Consider the following 18339-nt stretch of genomic DNA (forward strand, 5'->3'; position numbering starts at 1 on the left):
ATCGCGTGCAGCGCGGACAAGGCAAAAGAACTGGCATCACGGACCGCTGGCGGTCCGTGTCGATACCGGTATGGAAACGCGAAGTGAGCTTGAGGCTAGGCCTCAGGCGACCGCTGCATGCGCTTGCGGTGCATCCTCATGATCGAGCGCCCTGCTGATGTCGCGGATGCTGATCACGCCGATCAGCGTGTGATCGTCGATGACCGGGACGTGCCGAATGTGATGCTTGTTCATCAGGTGTCGCACATGTTCGAGCGTGTCGGTCGAGTGGCAGGAAATCAATTCCTGGACCGAGATCATATCCGAGACCTTGCGATTGACGCCGGCGGCGCCGTGTTCGGCGATCGCGCGCACCACGTCGCGTTCCGAGAACATGCCGACCGCGGTGTTGCCCTCGGTGCGGCACACGTCCTTCACGACCAGTGCGCTGATATTGCCCGTCCGGAGCAATTGCGCCGCGATGGCGACGGTCTCGTTCATGCGGACAGTGGCGATACGGGTGCTCTTCCTACGCAGGATATCTCCGACTTGCATGGCAATAACCTCCCTTGGCTGATCGGCTGAGGATCGATCTTGTAGGCGCAAGATTGGTATACGGTATGCCAGTTGTCAACGCGGAAACGAGGATATCGAAGCCCGGTGGTCAAGAAAGAGAGTCAGTGTTTCTGACGTTTATTGCTGCGTGGCGCGTGTTTTTCGCCGTGCTTCTATCGCACCAGCGAATCCAGTCGGAACTCTGGTATGCCAGTTGGGCATGAAAAAAGGGGCGCACTCGCGTGCGCCCCTGAAATCTTGAACGAGCTTCCATTGATCAGGCGGTCTTGGCGCTGTGCGCCGCGGCTTCCGTTACGGCAGGCTCGCTTCCCAGAATGAATGCACGCCGCATCGGCTTGATAACGAACAAAGCGAGCAACGCAGCCGTGGCATTGAGTGCAACGGCGATCACAAACACGGCCTGCCATCCATAGCTCGCTGCAATCAGGCTCGCGAGCGGTACCAACAATGCCGCCGTGCCCTTTGCGGTGTAGAGCATGCCGTTATTCGTCGCGGCATATTTGGCACCGAACGTATCGCCTGATGTTGCCGGGAACAAACTGTAGATCTCACCGAACACGCCGAAATAGACCGCAGTCGCCAGTACGAAGACGAGTGGGTTGTGGCCATAGGCCGACAGCGTCAGCAGCATCAGCGCGGCGGTGCCGAAGGCGATGAACATGGTGTGTTCACGACCGATCTGATCCGACAACCAACCGAAGAGCGGGCGGCCGAACCCGTCAAAGATGCGATCGAGCGAGATGGCGAAGGTCAGTGCTGCCATCTGGAAGCCGGCCAATGTCACCGGAGAATTCGCAATATTGTAGTCATGCGCGATGGGCGCGATCTGCGCTGCGGTCATCAAGCCACCGGCGGCGACCATCACGAAGACCAGATACATGACCCAGAAGATCGGGCTGCGCAGGACTTGCGGCGGCGTGAAATCCGTCTTTGTCTGCGGCAGATTGAGTTGTTTCCTCGTTACCGGCACGGCCTGCCCAGGCGGACGCATGAAGAAGGCGAGCATGAACACGATCACGCCCTGGCCAATGCCGAAGGTGAAGAACGCATGTTGATAGCCGCTCTCGGCTATCATATGCGCGATCGGCACGACGGTGATCGCAGCGCCAGCGCCGAAGCCTGCCGCCGTGGCGCCCGCAGCGAGGCCGCGGCGATCGGGAAACCACTTCAGAGCATTGCCGACGCAGGTGCCGTAGACCGAACCGGCGCCGATGCCGCCGACGACGGCGCCGGCGTAAAGCATCACCAGTGAGTCCGCATAGGAGTTCAGCACCCAGGCGAGGCTGATCATGGCTCCGCCGAACATGATGACGACGCGGGGACCGTATTTGTCGACGAACCACGCTTCGACCGGCACCAGCCAGGTTTCGACGACGACGAACAGGGTGAAGGCAAGCTGGATCGCGGCGCGACCCCAGTGATATTTGGCGTCGATGGGATCGACGAACAGCGTCCATCCGTATTGCAGATTGGCGATCATCGCCATGCAGACGATGCCCATCACGAGTTGAATCCAGCGGAAGCTGCCGCGTGGGTTGGACGCGGTGGTGAAGTCTGGTTGAGCCATCGTGTTTCCTCCGATGCGCGCTTTTTCCCTTGCGGCGTGGTGTCGCTAAGGTTGTGGCGTATTGCCGCAGGCGTCGCTTGGTCGGAGACTGGTATATTATATTCCACGATGCAAGGTGGTCTTGGCCGATTGTTGCGTGAAGGTGATCACGCCTTGGCGAGCGGCGCATCGCCCACGCAAAACGCGCCCAGCCGGGGCTGAGCGCGTTGTTTTCTTGAGGCTTTTTGCGTTTTTAGGTCGCCAGCGCCTTGCTGACGACGACCTTACGCCAAGGCTTCAGCACCGCGATCGCGAGGAGTGATGCCAGGATATTGGCACCGGCGGCGATCAGGAACACGCTGTCCCACGTGCCCGACGACTGCTGCATATAGTTCGCGACCGGCACCAGAAGTGCTGCCGTCCCCTTTGCCGTATAGAGCAGGCCGGCATTGGTCGTTGCGAACTTGGAGCCGAAGGTGTCGGTGCAGGTCGATGGGAAGAGCGAATAGATCTCACCCCAGGCGAAGAATACAAAGCCCGACAACAACACGAACCACAGCGGATCGTGACCCCACATATACAGCGCCCAGATGCCGACGCCTTCCATGCCGAAGGCGATGAACATCGTGTTCTCGCGGCCGATCATGTCGGAGATCCAGCCGAAGAACGGACGTGTCAGGCCGTTGAGTACGCGGTCGATGGTGGCTGCGAAGGTGACCGCCGTCATCGTCATGGCCATGAGCGTGACGGGTACGTTGTCGATCTTCCAGTCGGCCGCAATGGGCTTCAGGTTGGCCGTCACCATCAGGCCGCCGGCACCGACGATCACGAACATGAAGTACATCAGCCAGAAGATCGGATGACGGATGACTTCTGTCGGCGCGTAGTTACGGCGGGTCTGGATCACGTTGGCGTTCTGCGTGACCGCCGGTACCTGTCCAGCCTTTGGCGCGAACAGGAAGAAGGAGAGGATCACGATGATGATGCCTTGCCCGAGACCGAAATACAGAAATGCGGTCTGGAAGCCGGAATCCTGGATCATGGCCTGGATCGGCGCGACCGTGAGGGCGGAGCCGGCACCAAAGCCTGCGGCGGTGATGCCAGCCGCGAGGCCGCGCTTGTCAGGAAACCACTTCAGGGCATTGCCGACGCAGGTGCCGTAGACGCCGCCAGCGCCGATGCCCGCAACGATCATGCCGAGATAGAAGCCGTTGAGCGTTTCCGCCTGTGCATTGATCGCCCAGCCGATGCCGCAGAGGATGCCGCCGATAAGGACGACGAGCTTCGGGCCGTATTTATCGACGAACCATCCTTCGACCGGCACCAGCCAGGTCTCGAACAGAACGAAGAGGGTGAAGGCCCACTGGATCGACGCACGATCCCAGCCGAACTTCTTCTGGATGTCGGGGACGAAGAAGGTCCAGCCGTATTGATAGTTGGCGATCATCACCATCGCGCCAACGCCGATGGCGAGTTGTGTCCAGCGGTAGGCATCGCTGACACGTGCGGCAGCTGGCGCCACCCCGTGAACTGCATCAGTCATAGTTCCTCCTAAAGCGCTGTTCTATTGAGAGCTCGACAGCTGCGAAGGATAGTTTGGTATATGATATGCCAACTAACAAGCGAAATCTTGCCAATTTGCCGCTGCAAGTTTCGCATGACTGAATGCTGTACTGCGATACTACAAGACAGCACAAAGCCGGCGGTCCAGACCGCCGGCTTTTGGGTTTGAACAGTTATTTGTATCGTTACTTACGCTGCTGCAGTGCGAGTACGCAGCCGGGTGAAGCCGTTCTGGATCACCGACCAGAACAGCGCGATCAGGCCGAGGATCATGATGCTGCTGACCAGTGTGTTCGAGAAGAAGATCCCGAGCGATCCCTGCGACCCCAGCAGCGACTGACGGAAGGCTTCCTCGGCCTTGTCGCCAAGCACAATGGCCAGCACCAGCGGGGCGAGGGGATAGTTACACTTCTTCAGTGCGTAACCGATGATTCCGAATACCAGCATCATCACCACGTCGAAGGTCGAGTTGTGGACGGAGTAAGCTCCGATCGCACAGAGCACCAGGATAAGAGGTGCGATGATGCTGAATGGAACCCGCAGGATTGCTGCGAAGATCGGTACGCAGGTCAGCACGATGATCAGGCCGACGAGGTTGCCGAGATACATCGAGGCGATCAGGCCCCAGACGAACTCCTTCTGCTCGACGAATAGCATCGGACCAGGCTGCAGGCCCCAGATCAGCAGACCACCAAGAAGCACAGCGGCAGTTGGCGAACCGGGGACGCCGAGTGACAGCATCGGAAGCAGGGCTGCGGTACCGGCGGCATGCGCGGCCGTTTCCGGAGCGATGACGCCTTCGATCTCGCCTTTGCCGAAATTGTTGCCGTTCTTGGAGACGCGCTTGGCGATCCCGTAACTCATGAACGACGCGGGTGTAGCGCCTGCGGGCGTAACACCCATCCAGCAGCCGATGACGCAGGAGCGCAGCGAGGTCATCCAGTATTGCGGCAAGCTCATCCAGGTACGGAGCACGACGCGAAGATCGATCTTCGCCTTGCCGCCCTGGAAGCGCAGTCCTTCCTCCATGGTGAGGAAGATTTCGCCGAGGCCGAACAGGCCGATGACTGCGATCAGGAAGTCGAAGCCATTGAGAAGTTCGGTCGAGCCAAACGTGAGTCGCAGTTGTCCGGTAATGGAATCGAGGCCGACCGCGGCGAGGGCAAAACCGATCATCATCGCCGCAATGGTCTTGAAAGGGGGCTCCTTACTCAGCCCGACGAAACTGCAGAACGCCAGGAAATAGACCGCGAATTTTTCCGCGGGTCCGAATCGTAAGGCGAAGCCTGCGACCAGCGGCGCGACCAGGGTGATCATGACGACGGCGAACAGCGCACCAACGAAAGAGGACGTGAAGGCGGCGGTCAGTGCTTCGGCAGCCTTGCCCTGCTGGGCCATCGGATAGCCGTCGAATGTCGTGGCGACCGACCATGGCTCTCCGGGGATGTTGAACAGGATCGAGGTGATCGCACCTCCGAACAATGCGCCCCAATAGATGCAGGACAGCATGATGATGGCCGATGTCGGCGGCATGCTGAAGGTGAGGGGCAGCAGGATCGCAACGCCATTGGCGCCGCCAAGGCCGGGCAGCACGCCGATGATGACGCCAAGCACGATGCCGAGCACCATCACCGCGATGTTGAATGGCTGCAGCGCGACCGCAAAGCCCTGGAACAGATTAGCAATTTCTTCCATTTCGAGTAGTCCTCAGAAAGAGACCGGCAGACGCAACGGAATTAAAGATCGCGGAAATCAGAGACCGAGCAGATCCTCAAGCGGTCCTTTGGGGAGCGGCACGAGAAACCAGCGTTCGAAGATCAGGTAGGTAACGACAGGCATGCCAAGAGAGATAGCGGCGATGATCGGCCACTCATATTTGCCGAGCCAGCGCATGAACCATGCGATGAAGATCATCGACGACACGTAGAGTCCGATGAACGGCAGGACGCCGACATAGATGCCGGTGGGAATGACGACGCTGAAAACCTGGCGCAACTGGCCCCATTCGGCGAAAAGGCTGCCGTCGTCCTCGCGCAGCGTGTTCCAAATATTGACAAGGCTGGAGATGATAATGAACAGCCCGATATAGAACGGGAAGAATCCGGCTTTCGGTCCCTCTGCGCCCCAGTTGATGCCGGCCTTGACGCTGCCATAGACGACGATGGCGCCGAACAGGCCGATGACTGTGGTGACGCCGGCTTCGACCGATTTGTGAGATGGGCCTGCGTTGTGAGATTGCTGCGTGGTCATGGAAAACTCTGTGTGAGAGATCAGCGTCGATCAGCGTGTTGCATGTGCCGGACCTGATGTGCGATCAGGTCCGGCGTCATGGCGCCTGCGTCAGTTGCCTTGCGCGAGGAAGCCGGCTTCCTTCATCAGCGTCTCGTGGCGCTTCTCTTCGGTGCCAACCCAGCTGGCATATTCACCGCCGGTCATGAAGGTCGTGTTGAAGGCGCCGCTCTTCATCAGGTCCTGCCACTCGGGCGTCGCGCGGACCTTCTTGAACAGTTCGACATAATAGTCGATCTGATCCTTGGTTGCTTTCGGCCCCATGAAGATGCCGCGCAGCATCACATATTCGATGTCGAGCCCCTGCGACTTGCAGGTCGGAATGTCCTTCCAGCCCTTGCCGTCGGCAACCTGTTCGTCATAGGCCATCGGCTTGCTGTCGAAGACGCAGAGCGGACGCACCTTGCCGCCGCGCCATTGCGCGACTGCCTCGATCGGATTGTTCACGGTTGAATCGACATGCTGGCCAACGAGCTGCACTGCGACTTCACCGCCGCCCTTGTAAGGGATGTAAGTGAACTTGCTGCCGATCGCTTTCTCGACCGCGACCGTGATGATCTGGTCTTCCTGTTTCGAGCCGGTGCCGCCCATCTTGATCGTGCCGGCCGGTGCGGCCTTCACAGCATCGATATAGTCCTTCACCGTCTTGTACGGTTTGTCGGCATTCACCCACAGCACGAACTCGTCGAGCGCCAGCATCGCGACCGGGGTGAGATCCTTCCAGTTGAAGGGAATGCCGGTGGCGAGCGGTGTCGTGAACAGGTTCGACAACGTGATGATGATCTTGTGCGGATTGTTGTTCGCCGACTTCACGTCGAGGAAACCTTCGCCGCCCGCGCCTCCCGACTTGTTGATGACGACAAGCGGCTGTTTCATCAGACTGTGCTTGGTGATGATGCCCTGAATGGTGCGCGCCATCTGATCGGCGCCGCCGCCGGTGCCCGCGGGAACGATCAATTCGACGGGGCGCGTCGGCTCCCATGCAGCAGATGCCGGGAGAGACGCTCCCAGGCAGAGAATTGATGCAGCGGCGGCCAGCGTGAGACATGAACCTAGGCGTTTCATTGTTTCTCTCCCATTCGTTTTGATAGCGTCGATCGTTCGTCGACTTTGAAATCGTCAGTGCGTGGTCGGGTCTTCCTTCGAATGTCCTGACTGCAGGTGTTCAAACGCGCCCTTGCATGCGCCATATGCGCACGTCAGACTGTCGAGCATCGAAGCGGCTCGCCCGCAAAAAGGATGAGTGGGTCTGGATCGCTCTGTCATTGCGCATACGGCATCGCGTGCCCGCGAAGGCAGCGCAGCCTTTGTCCTCCCCAGGTATGCTTTCTATTCAGACGTGAAGCATTACCGTTCGCGCATTTTGGTATGCGATATGCCAAGCGGCAAGCGATTAGAGCCGTTAAAAGCCGGGGAGGCTGAAATGTCGCAGGGAACGCGAGACGTCGCTGCGATGCAACTACACAAACAAAAAAATGGCCCCGGAAATCCGGGGCCATCGTCGGGAGGAACGCAGAGAATTTTGCGCGGGCTGGCCGCGCAAAAGTAGTGACGTCGCAGCCTTACAGGCCGAAGCGGGGCAGGTCGCCGTTGCGGGCCGAGATGCGTGCGCTGGCCATCAGCGCGCGATCGAGCGAGGCCATGAAACGAGCGAAGAAGCTGGTGGATGTGGTGAGGTCGAGAGAAGCAGTCTTCGACATTGATCTGATCCTTTGCTGGAGGCCGCCGCGTCTTGGCGCCTCATCATCTGGGATCAATTTACGTATACCAGATGCCAAGGACAATTGTCTTGTTTGCATAGCAGCATGAGGATTTTGCAGTGCGATATAGATCGATTTGATTTTCTTATTAAAGTTCCGCTTGGATCACCGTAAATGAAAAAGGCCGCCAATCGGCGGCCTTTCGCATGTAATTATTTGAAATAACTGGCGAAATTACTCAGCGGCAACCTTGCGCGGCGGGTCGAGCGCGCCTGAATCGTGGATTTCGGCCACTTGATGATCGCTGAAGCCCAGCACCTGCTTGAGGATTTCGTCGGTATGTTCGCCGAGCAGGGGCGAGCGGGTCACTTCGGTGGGGCTTTCCGATAGCTTAATCGGATTACCAACTGACAGATACTTGCCGCGCTCGGGGTGATCGACCTCGACCACGGTGCCGGTCGCACGCAATGACTGGTCTTCGGCCAGTTCCTTCATGGACAGGATCGGGCCGCACGGGATGTCGTCCTGGTTGAGGATTTCCATCGCCTCGAACTTGGTCTTGGTCATCGTCCACTGTTCGATGCGCGCGAAGATCGCGTTGAGCTTGGGCAGGCGCACCGCCGGCTTGGCATAGGCCGGGTCGGTCTTCCAGGTCGGTTCGCCGATCACGTCGCAGATCTTCTCCCACACCGGCGCCTGAGTGATGAAGTAGATGTAGGCGTTCGGGTCGGTTTCCCAGCCCTTGCACTTCAGGATGCGGCCGGGCTGACCACCGCCGGAGTCGTTGCCGGCGCGGGGCACGGCATCGCCGAACGGAATGCCTTCGCCGAACTGGCTGTATTCCTTGAGTGGACCGTGAGCGAGGCGCTGCTGGTCGCGCAGCTTGACGCGCGACAGGTTGAGCACGCCGTCCTGCATCGCGGCGGTGACCTTCTGGCCCTTGCCGGTTTGCGTGCGCTGATAGAGCGCGGTGACGATGCCGAGTGCGAGATGCAGGCCAGTGCCGCTATCGCCGATCTGTGCGCCGGTGACGAGCGGCAGGCCGTCGCGGAAGCCGGTGGTGGAAGCTGCGCCGCCGGTGCACTGCGCGACGTTCTCATAGACCTTGCAGTCCTCATAGGGACCAGGACCAAACCCCTTGATCGAGGCGACGATCATCTTCGGGTTGATCTGCTGAATCTTTTCGAACGGGAAGCCCATGCGGTCGAGCACGCCGGGTCCGAAGTTCTCGACGAGAACATCGCACTCTTTCATCAGCGCGGTGAGGACTTCCTTACCCTTCGGGTTCTTGGTGTCGAGGGTGATCGAACGCTTGTTGTGGTTCAGCATGGTGAAATACAGGCTGTCCACATTCGGCACGTCCTGCAATTGGCCGCGGGTGATGTCGCCAACGCCGGGGCGTTCGACCTTGATCACATCGGCGCCGAACCATGCCAGCAACTGCGTGCAGGTCGGGCCAGATTGAACGTGGGTGAAGTCCAGAATGCGAACGCCTTTGAGCGCCTGTGTCATTGTTTTGCTCCCGTAAACTAGTTTTGCCGCCTCGGCATATGAGAAAAGGAGGCGGGGTCTCGCGACCCCGCCGGATGCGGTGTTATTTCTTCTTGCTGAGCACGCTCTGCGGATTGAGGTTGCCGATACGGCCGCTCTCGCTGCCGGCCGCCGGATCGATCACCGCATTGATGAGCGTCGGCTTGCCGGAATCCATCGCCGCATTGACGGCGCGCTTGAGTTCGTCGGGCGAGGTTGCGTTCACGCCGATGCCGCCGAAGGCTTCCATCATCTTGTCGTAGCGCGAGCCCTTGACGAACACCGTCGGTGCCACGTCGGAACCGCCGGTCGGATTCACGTCGGTGCCGCGATAGATGCCGTCATTGTTGAAGACAACGATGCAGACCGGCAGATTGTAGCGGCAGATCGTCTCCACCTCCATGCCGGAGAAACCGAAGGCGCTGTCGCCTTCGATCGCGAGGACCGGCTTGCCGGTCTCGACGGCCGCAGCGATGCAATAACCCATGCCGATGCCCATGATGCCCCAGGTGCCGACATCGATGCGCTTGCGCGGCTGATACATGTCGACGATGCCGCGGGCGAGGTCGAGCGTGTTGGCACCTTCGTTGACGAGCATCGCATCCGGACGCTCGGCGATGATGGTGCGCAGAACACCAAGCGCGCCGTGGTAATCCATCGGCGAATTGTTGTTCATCAGCTTCGGTGCCATCTTCGCGACGTTCTCGTCGCGCTTCGTGGTGACTGCTGATGTCCAGTCGGACGATGCCTTCTGCCAGCTCTTGCCCATGCCATCGAGCAAAGCAGTGACGCAGGAGCCGATATCGCCAACGACGGGCGCGACGATCTCGACGTTGGAATCCATTTCCTTCGGCTCGATGTCGATCTGGATGAACTTCTTGGGCGCGCTGCCCCAGGCCTTGCCCTTGCCGTGCGACAGCAGCCAGTTGAGGCGTGCGCCGATCAGCATGACGACGTCGCTGTCTTTCAGGACCGTCGAACGTGCAGCACCCGCACACTGCGGATGGGTGTCAGGCAGAAGGCCCTTGGCCATGCTCATGGGCAGGAACGGAATGCCTGAGGTTTCGACCAGCGCCTTCACGGCATCGTCGGCCTGCGCATAAGCGGCGCCTTTGCCGAGAATGATCAGCGGCTTCTTCGCCGATTTCAGCACCTCGAGTGCGCGCTTGATCGAATCCGGGGCAGGGATCTGCGCCGGCGCGGCGTCGATCACCTTCACGAGCGACTTCTTGCCTGCATCGGCATTCATCACCTGACCGAACAGCTTGGCAGGCAGATCGAGATAGACGCCGCCGGGACGGCCGGACACCGCAGCGCGGATCGCGCGCGCGAGGCCGATACCGATATCGGCCGCATGCAGCACGCGGAACGCGGCCTTACACAGCGGCTTGGCGATCGCGAGCTGATCCATTTCCTCGTAGTCGCCCTGCTGCAGATCGACGATCTCACGCTCGGACGAGCCGGAGATCAGGATCATCGGGAAGCAGTTGGTGGTGGCATGGGCCAGCGCCGTAAGGCCGTTGAGGAAGCCGGGGGCCGACACGGTCAGGCAGACGCCAGGCTTCTTGGTGAGATAGCCCGCGATTGATGCGGCATAGCCGGCGGCCTGTTCGTGACGGAACGACAGCACCCGGATCCCCTCGGCCTGCGCCATGCGGCCGAAGTCGGTAATCGGAATGCCCGGCACGCCATAGATCGTGTTGAGGCCATTGAGCTTGAGTGCATCGATGATCAGATGGAAGCCATCGGTCAATTCCTGCTCGGCGGCTGCGTTGGTATCGATGCTCTGGACTACTGCGGACATCCCGCTCTCCCTGACTTTTCTTGTGACTGTTGGTCGTTGCTCAATTGGACGTGGTGCGGAGTGGTGAACCGTCGCGAGACGGCGCTTACGTAAACAATTCCTGGCCGTGGGCTTCGACATAAGAAGCCAGACCGAGCGTGTGATCGCGCGCGCGCTTTTCTGCGAGCTCGGTGTTGCGCTCCTCAAGCGCTTCAATGATGGCCAGATGTTCGGGCAGGGACGTCGCGGTACGGTCCGTGCGTCCGATCGTCAGCTGACGATAGCCACGCACATGCAGCAGAATATCGTTGGTCATATCGACCAGCACCGGCGACTCGCTGAGCGAGATCAGTGCCTGGTGGAAAGCGATATTCGCTTTCGAATATTCCTCAACGTGGTCCTGTGGCAGACGGTCCTTGTTGAAGTCCTTGAAAAAGTCGCGCAGCGCCGAGATATCTTTTTTGCGTGCGGTAGTCGTGATCAGACGCGCAGCCATGCTTTCCAGCGCCGCCCAGGCGCGGATCATGTCGACGATCTCGACCTTGGTCTTTCTGACAACGACGATGCCGCGGCGTGGCACAGTCTTTACGAAGCCATCCTGTTCCAGCATCGCAATGGCTTCGCGGATAGGCGTGCGGCTGACACCGAGTCGTTCCGACAATGCACGCTCGTCAAGCATCACCGGATCGGGCGAGGTGTAGATGTCCATCTTAAGAATGGCTTCTTTCAAGGCTTCATAGGCCTTGGTCTTGAAGCTGGTCTCCGGTGCAATCCGAACGATCGCGATATCGGCTTCAGACATGACGGACGGCGCCTTGGTTTGTTTTCGCGTGGGCATGAATCATCTCCAGTCGAGATGTCCTACCACAGAAATAACGTCAAGAATTTTTGGCATACCAGATGCCAGCATGTCAAGATGACAGCTATTTCAGCAATTTTGCGCTGCAACGCGCCTTGACAATCAAGTTTCTGGCATACCAAATGCCATCAATCCGTCTATTGGAAAAGACGTGAAGGAGGAAGCCATGTCCCAATCGAATCTTGCCGTCAAAGAAGCAACACCATCGGCTAAACAGGCCGTCCGCAAAGTTCTCGATGCGGTCAAAGCCGACAAGCGCACCAGCCTGACCGCCCCCGAGGGCAAGCTTGTGTGTGACGCATACGGCATTCCCGTGCCGAAAGAAGGCGTGGCCACCTCAGCCGCTGACGCTGCCAAGATGGCAAGCGGCATGGGCTTCCCGGTCGTGATGAAGATCGTCTCGCCGGACATTCTCCACAAGACCGAAGCGGGCGGTGTCATTGTCGGCGTCAAGACCGCCGAAGACGCGCAGAAAGCTTACGACACCATTCTGGCCAATGCCAAGAAGTACAAGGCCGATGCGAAGATAGAAGGTATCCAGGTTCAGCAGATGCTGATGGGCGGCACCGAAGTGATCATCGGTTCGATCACCGATGGTTCGTTCGGCAAGCTGGTGGCCTTCGGCCTCGGCGGCGTGCTCGTCGAAGTGCTGAAGGACGTCACTTTCCGTCTCGCGCCCGCAACCAATGATGACGCGCTGTCGATGCTTGATGGCATTCAGGCCGCAGAGATGCTGCACGGCGTGCGCGGCGGCGATCCCGCCAACCGCGAGGCGCTGGCTGACATCATCGTCAAGGTATCGCAGCTCGTCAGCGATTTCCCGGAAATGGTCGAACTCGATCTCAACCCGGTCTTCGCCACCAAGAAAGACGCGATTGCCGCCGACGTGCGCATCGTCGTCGATTTCGACTACAAACCGCGCCCCGCGCCGCGCTCCAATGCCGAAATCGTCACGGCAATGAATCGCATCATGATGCCGAAGGCCGTCGCCGTGATCGGCGCCTCCGCCGAAGACGGCAAGATCGGCAATTCGGTGATGAAGAACCTCATCAACGGTGGCTACAAGGGCGACATCTACCCGATCCATCCGAAGGCCGAAGAGATCATGGGCCGCAAGGCCTATAAGAGCGTCAAGGATGTTCCGGGCGTGATCGACACGGCGGTATTCGCGATTCCCGCCAAGTTTGTGGCCGGCGCGCTGATCGAGTGCGGCGAGAAGAAAATTCCGGGCGCGGTGCTGATTCCGTCGGGCTTTGCCGAAGCCAACGAGCCTGCGCTGCAGGAAGAGATTGTCGAAATCGGCAAGAAATATGACGTCCGTCTGATGGGGCCGAATATCTATGGCTTCTATTATACGCCGGCCAATCTCTGCGCGACTTTCTGTACAGCCTATGACGTGAAGGGTTCGGCGGCATTGTCGTCGCAGTCCGGCGGCATCGGCATGGCGATCATCGGCTTCTCGCGCTCCGCCAAGATGGGCGTGTCGGCAATCGTCGGTCTCGGCAACAAGTCGGATATCGACGAGGACGATCTGCTCGCTTTTTTCGAGCAGGATCCGAACACCACGATCATCGCGCAGCACTGCGAAGATCTGAAGGATGGCCGCGCCTTCGCCGAAGCCGCCAAGCGCGTCTCCAAGATCAAGCCGGTCGTCGTTCTCAAGGCTGGCCGCACCTCGGCGGGCGCCAAGGCCGCCTCGTCGCATACCGGCGCACTTGCCGGCAACGACAAGATCTATGAGGACGTGCTGAAGCAGTCGGGCGTCATTCGCGCTCGCTCGCTGCGCCAGCTGCTCGAATTCGCGCGTGGCATTCCCGTGCTACCGACGCCGAAGGGCGAGAACGTGCTGATTATCACCGGTGCCGGTGGGTCGGGCGTGCTGCTGTCGGATGCGGTGGTCGATAACGGCATGTCGCTGATGGCGATGCCGCCGGATCTGGATGCGGCGTTCCGCAAGTTCATCCCGCCGTTCGGCGCCGCCGGCAACCCGGTCGACATCACCGGTGGCGAACCGCCGATCACCTACGTCAACACCGTGAAGCTGGGCCTCACCGATGATCGCATCCACTCGCTGATCCTCGGCTACTGGCACACGATCGTGACGCCGCCGATGGTGTTCGCGAAGAACATGGTCGAGATCAAGAACGAGATGAAGGCCAAGGGCATCGAGAAGCCGATGGTGGCTTCGCTCGCGGGCGACGTGGAAGTCGAGGAAGCCGCCGAATATCTCTACCAGAACGGCATTCCGGCTTACGCTTATTCGACCGAACTCCCGGTCGAGGTGCTTGGTGCCAAGTACAAGTGGGCACGCGGAGCGGGCCTGCTGTAAGCAGCTTCGATCTATACACAAAAACAAAGCGCCGTCCGGGAAACCGGGCGGCGCTTTTTTGCGTTTGCGGTTCTGGCTAGACGATCACCGGCTGTTCGGCGACGCCCTCGCGGCCGAAGATGCGCAGATAGCGTTCGATCTCTGCAGGGCTGCTGCCGGTGGTCTTGGCCGGATTGTCCGAGAGCTTCACCGCCGAGCGGCCGTTGGCATAGGTGACCTTGCAGACCAGGCTGATCGGGTCGAGTGAATCGAGCCCGCGCGGATGCGCGCCGCGGAAGTCGTTGGTGGCCATGGTGCCCCAGCCGAAGCTCTCGCGGATGCGCCCACGGAAACGCTGATGCAGATCGATCATCAGGTCGACCTCAAGGCCGTCGCTGAACATCGCGCGCTTCTTGCGCGGATCCTCGCCACGCATAGCGTACCAGGCGATCATCTCTTCGCCCGCCGCAACCGGCTCCTTGCTGTCCATGCGCATGCCGGTCCATTGTGAGGCCCAGGGCGGTGCGTCGCGCAGGAACTGCGTCATGCCGAACGTATCGGGCAGAATGATCAGCAATTCGCCGTCATAGACCTCCTGCCATTTCGCCAGCACGTCATATTGCGCGGTCTTCAGCTGGTCGTCGTTTTCGGCGAGGCAGGCGAACACCATCGGCAGTTCGTGCGAATTGGTGCCGATGGCTTCGAATGAATGCTTGAAGGCGAGCAGGGCGTTCGACGTTCCGACGAAGCTGCGGCCAAGCTCGTTGGCCATCGCGTCCGTCACCCATTCTTGCCACAGGAAGCCGTGGCGGCGACGGGTGCCGAATTCCGCGAGCCGCATGTCCGGATAGGATTTCAGCTTCTTGATCTTGTTCCAGATCTTGGTCTTGGTCTGGGCGTAGAGAATATCCAGCTCGAACTTGTCCAGCGTGGCCATGGCGATCCGCGATCGCAATTCGCTGACGATGGCGAGGGCGTAGATCTCCCACATCGTGACTTCGGCCCAGTCACCTTCGAAGGTGAGGACATATTGACCATCGATGGTCTCAAGCTTGTAGTCAGGCAACCTGAAGCTGCGCAGATATTCGATATATTCAGGACGGAAAATGTCGCGGCGGCCATAGAAGCGGTTGCCGGCCAGCCAGATCAGTTCGTTCTCGCGGAATGAAAGCGTGCGGGCATGATCGAGCTGCGCGCGCAGCACCGCTTCCGGAATGATCTCGGCAAGGCGGACGGTCTTGGTGCGGTTGATCAGGCCGAAGGTCACGGGCACCTTCGGATAAAGCATCCAGATGAACTGATGCATCAGGAATTTGTAGAAGTCGGTGTCCAGCAGCGACCGGATGATCGGATCAAGCCGGTAGTTGTGGTTGTGGACCCGGGTGGCGAAATCCATCATGGCAACGCCACTCCTGGTAACGTGCCTGATCGTGGCACCTGCACCGAAACGGCAGTGGCCGCATCGCTGACGCTGTCTTTGCAGCAGTTCATTAAATTGGCGTATCCGCCGGGTTTATCGATGTCAACGCAAGCGCTGAACGGCGCTTTCACAATCGAGGATTGTCGTGGCAGCCCAGCGTTTGTCCGTCTGTTTTTGGCCCTGATCCTGCATCTGGGGGCATTGCGCAGAATTGTTTGCATGCTTACGATTTCCACCTGCCGGTGGGCGCCCCGAAACGATGAAGGACAGCACCATGAAAGTCGTCGATCTCTCCCACGTCATGAACATCCACACGCCCGGCTGGGTCGGCTATGCCGGCAACAAGATGTATTATGCGCAGAACCTGCAGACGCAGATGATCGTGGCGCAGCGGATCGAGACGGCGCTGCATGCCGGCACCCATTTCGACGGCGCGATGCACGCCACCGACGGGCGCAAGGGCGACATGGCCTCGCTGCCGCTGGACTACCTGTTCAATCGCGGCGTGGTGGTCGACATCTCAAGCCAGATGCATGACTGGGCGGTCATCACGCCGGAGATGCTTGAGAAGTCCGGCGCGGATATTCGCGAAGGTGACATTCTGATCCTGCACACCGGCTGGCACAAATATTACGAAGGTCAGGCGCAGCAGGATCTGGTGAAGTACTTCTGCTATCACCCCGGTCCGAATCTCGACACGCTGCACTGGATGCTGGAGAAGAAGATCAAGTGGTTCGGCATGGACACGGGCTCCTGCGATCACTCGATGAACACCTCGATCCGCAACATGCGACCGGACATCGCTGCGCAGTTCACCAAGAAGCACGGCAAGACGCCGGCGGAATTCTTCGGCACGTTTGAGTATAATCACAAGCTCTCGGGCCGCCACGTGACTGCCGACATGTTTCCGTTCCACAATTACGCGTTCCAGGAAGGCTTGTTGCATGCCGAGAATATCGGCGGCGACATCGAACTGATGCTGAACCAGCGCTGCCTGATCGGTGCATTCCCGTGGCGCTATGATGGGCTTGAGTCATGCCCGTGTCGTATCCTGTGCTTCACAGATACGGGCGATGCCTCGGTGGAAGCCATGGGCAATGCCGCAAAGGCGATCATGGGGTGATGTAGTTTAGGTCCACACCGTCATGGCCGGGCTTGTCCCGGCCACCCACGTCCGTCTGGACTAGCGGCCAAGTCGTGGATGCCCGGGACAAGCCCGGGCACGACGTGGAGAGGTCGGTGGATCGTTGTCTAGCGCCTCAGTCTCGCATCTGGCACGTTTGCCTGCAGCGTATTCTGGATCGCCTCGCGGAGCAGGGGATAGTCCGCACGATCCCAGTCCGACATTCGCACGTCCGCCAAAAGCGCCGCTGACTTGCCGAACACGACGATGCGGTCGCCCACCGCCATGGCCTCTTCGAGCTGATGCGTAATCAGGATCGCGGTCGATTTGAACTCCCGTGCCAGATCGACGAAGGTCTTGCGCAGCTCGTTGGCGGTGACTTCATCTAACGCGCTGAAAGATTCATCCGCCAACAGGATCTCCGGCTGTACGGCAAAGGCGCGCGCAATCGCCACACGCTGGCGCATGCCGCCGGAAAGTTCGCGCGGATAGGCGTTAGCGAATTTTTCCAATCCCAGCCGTTTCAGCCAGGTCATCGCGCGCTCCTGCTGAACGTCTTCAGCGATGCCGATCAGTTCGAGCGGGAGCTTGACGTTGTCGAGCGCGGAGCGCCACGGAAACAGCCGATCCTGCTGGAAGATCGTCGCTATCTTGCCGCGAAAGGCATTGAAGTCGTCATAGGGTGTTTTTCCGCCGATGGTGATACTGCCGGCGGTGGGATGTTCGAGCCCGATCAACAGATCGAACAGCGTCGACTTTCCGCAGCCGGTCTTGCCGACTATGGCGATGAGTTCGCCGGGATCGATCCGCAGCGACAACTGATCGATGGCCGTGATCGACTGGCCGGAGGTGGTCTGGCGAAATATCTTGCGCAACTGCGCGATCTCGATGGGTGCTGAAGCTGCCGTCATGCCCGCCACCGCAATACGTGCGTTTCAAGCCTGACGAGCAATGCTTCGAGGAAGAACAGCAGCACGACCAGCACCAGCGTCCAGGCAAACACGTCGGCCACGGAGAACAACTCCTGGGCCACCGAGAGCTGATGCCCGATGCCGGTCACTGCGCCGACCAGCTCGGCGATGGTCACGACGCGGATGGCCAGGCTGAGTGTGATCTTCCAGCTCGTGATGATCCCCGGCGTGATCGCAGGCAGCATCAGCTTGTGAAAGAACTGCAATGGCGTCGGCCGGAAGGAGCGGATCATCTGCTTCAGATCGCGCGACACCTCGCGCATGTTGTCGAGGGCATCGACGGTGAAGACCGGGGCGCAGACCACGACCAGCACGAAGACGATGCGGAATTCGACGCCCTTGAACCACAATACCGCGAACAGGATCCAGGAGACGACTGGTACGGCCATCAGGATACGGACCATCGGGCGCAGATATTTCTCGACGCTGTCAGACAGATACATCAGCACTGCCACCAATAGTCCGATGACGAAGGAGACGACCAGCGACAGCAGTACGCGGCCGAGCGTCACTGCGACGTCGAGCGGGGTGATCTTGGTCAGGCTTTCGGCAATACGCCCGAGGCCCGGGATCGCGAAAGCGGGGATGCCCAGCGACGGTGCCAGATAGGACATGACCTGCCAGACCGCTGCGAAGAGCACGATCGATATGATCGTCTCGCGCGGCAGGCTGGAGATCATCAGGCTTCGCGG

The 18339-nt window shown here is 59.7% G+C and carries 15 protein-coding genes; 2 read left to right on the forward strand and 13 right to left on the reverse strand.

All coding sequences use genetic code 11. From position 1 onward, the window contains the following. Window positions 1-102: 102 nt before the first annotated feature. From CHC01_RS25225 to CHC01_RS25265, 10 genes are all read right to left on the reverse strand, one after another. The gene (locus CHC01_RS25225; protein ID WP_089267110.1) at window positions 103-534 is read right to left on the reverse strand and encodes a CBS domain-containing protein; all 432 of its coding nucleotides are present in this window, start codon (window positions 532-534) and stop codon (window positions 103-105) included. A gap of 277 nt (window positions 535-811) precedes the next feature. Next, on the reverse strand, window positions 812-2122 hold the full coding sequence (oxlT, locus tag CHC01_RS25230) for an oxalate/formate MFS antiporter (protein WP_089267111.1): 1311 nt from the start codon (window positions 2120-2122) through the stop codon (window positions 812-814). Between the two features lie 232 nt (window positions 2123-2354). Then, the gene (gene oxlT / locus CHC01_RS25235) at window positions 2355-3644 is read right to left on the reverse strand and encodes an oxalate/formate MFS antiporter (RefSeq protein ID WP_089267112.1); all 1290 of its coding nucleotides are present in this window, start codon (window positions 3642-3644) and stop codon (window positions 2355-2357) included. A 209-nt stretch (window positions 3645-3853) separates the two neighbouring features. Continuing rightward, on the reverse strand, window positions 3854-5359 hold the full coding sequence (locus tag CHC01_RS25240) for a tripartite tricarboxylate transporter permease (protein WP_089267113.1): 1506 nt from the start codon (window positions 5357-5359) through the stop codon (window positions 3854-3856). A gap of 57 nt (window positions 5360-5416) precedes the next feature. Beyond that, window positions 5417-5914: a tripartite tricarboxylate transporter TctB family protein gene (locus CHC01_RS25245; RefSeq protein WP_089267114.1), complete on the reverse strand. Its 498-nt coding sequence runs from the start codon at window positions 5912-5914 to the stop codon at window positions 5417-5419. 90 nt (window positions 5915-6004) lie between these two features. After that, window positions 6005-7018 carry a Bug family tripartite tricarboxylate transporter substrate binding protein gene (locus CHC01_RS25250; RefSeq protein WP_089267115.1) on the reverse strand — a complete coding sequence of 338 codons (1014 nt, stop codon included), beginning with the start codon at window positions 7016-7018 and terminating at the stop codon, window positions 6005-6007. A 497-nt stretch (window positions 7019-7515) separates the two neighbouring features. Next, window positions 7516-7653, reverse strand: coding sequence for a hypothetical protein (locus CHC01_RS32755; protein WP_170849697.1), 138 nt, complete (start codon window positions 7651-7653; stop codon window positions 7516-7518). Between the two features lie 234 nt (window positions 7654-7887). Continuing rightward, window positions 7888-9165: a formyl-CoA transferase gene (gene frc / locus CHC01_RS25255; RefSeq protein WP_089267116.1), complete on the reverse strand. Its 1278-nt coding sequence runs from the start codon at window positions 9163-9165 to the stop codon at window positions 7888-7890. A gap of 82 nt (window positions 9166-9247) precedes the next feature. Beyond that, on the reverse strand, window positions 9248-10987 hold the full coding sequence (gene oxc / locus CHC01_RS25260; protein ID WP_089267117.1) for an oxalyl-CoA decarboxylase: 1740 nt from the start codon (window positions 10985-10987) through the stop codon (window positions 9248-9250). Between the two features lie 85 nt (window positions 10988-11072). Beyond that, window positions 11073-11804 (reverse strand): GntR family transcriptional regulator, encoded by a 732-nt coding sequence (locus CHC01_RS25265; RefSeq protein ID WP_068730533.1) that lies wholly within the window; start codon window positions 11802-11804, stop codon window positions 11073-11075. Between the two features lie 187 nt (window positions 11805-11991). Between CHC01_RS25265 and CHC01_RS25270 the strand changes: the two genes are divergently transcribed. Then, window positions 11992-14154, forward strand: a complete 2163-nt coding sequence (locus tag CHC01_RS25270) for an acetate--CoA ligase family protein (protein ID WP_089267315.1) — start codon at window positions 11992-11994, stop codon at window positions 14152-14154. 76 nt (window positions 14155-14230) lie between these two features. On the opposite strand, the gene pncB is transcribed toward CHC01_RS25270, so the two are convergent. After that, window positions 14231-15532, reverse strand: coding sequence for a nicotinate phosphoribosyltransferase (gene pncB / locus CHC01_RS25275; protein ID WP_089267118.1), 1302 nt, complete (start codon window positions 15530-15532; stop codon window positions 14231-14233). 295 nt (window positions 15533-15827) lie between these two features. On the opposite strand from pncB, the gene CHC01_RS25280 reads away from it, so the two are divergent. Beyond that, window positions 15828-16676 carry a cyclase family protein gene (locus tag CHC01_RS25280; protein WP_170849696.1) on the forward strand — a complete coding sequence of 283 codons (849 nt, stop codon included), beginning with the start codon at window positions 15828-15830 and terminating at the stop codon, window positions 16674-16676. Between the two features lie 128 nt (window positions 16677-16804). On the opposite strand, the gene CHC01_RS25285 is transcribed toward CHC01_RS25280, so the two are convergent. After that, the gene (locus CHC01_RS25285) at window positions 16805-17587 is read right to left on the reverse strand and encodes an ABC transporter ATP-binding protein (protein WP_089267316.1); all 783 of its coding nucleotides are present in this window, start codon (window positions 17585-17587) and stop codon (window positions 16805-16807) included. Next, the gene (locus tag CHC01_RS25290) at window positions 17584-18327 is read right to left on the reverse strand and encodes an ABC transporter permease (RefSeq protein WP_176454707.1); all 744 of its coding nucleotides are present in this window, start codon (window positions 18325-18327) and stop codon (window positions 17584-17586) included. Before CHC01_RS25290 ends, CHC01_RS25285 begins: the two co-directional genes overlap by 4 nt. Window positions 18328-18339: the final 12 nt, after the last annotated feature.

Source organism: Tardiphaga sp. OK246 (assembly GCF_900188215.1).
Classification (GTDB): Bacteria; Pseudomonadota; Alphaproteobacteria; order Rhizobiales; family Xanthobacteraceae; genus Tardiphaga; species Tardiphaga robiniae.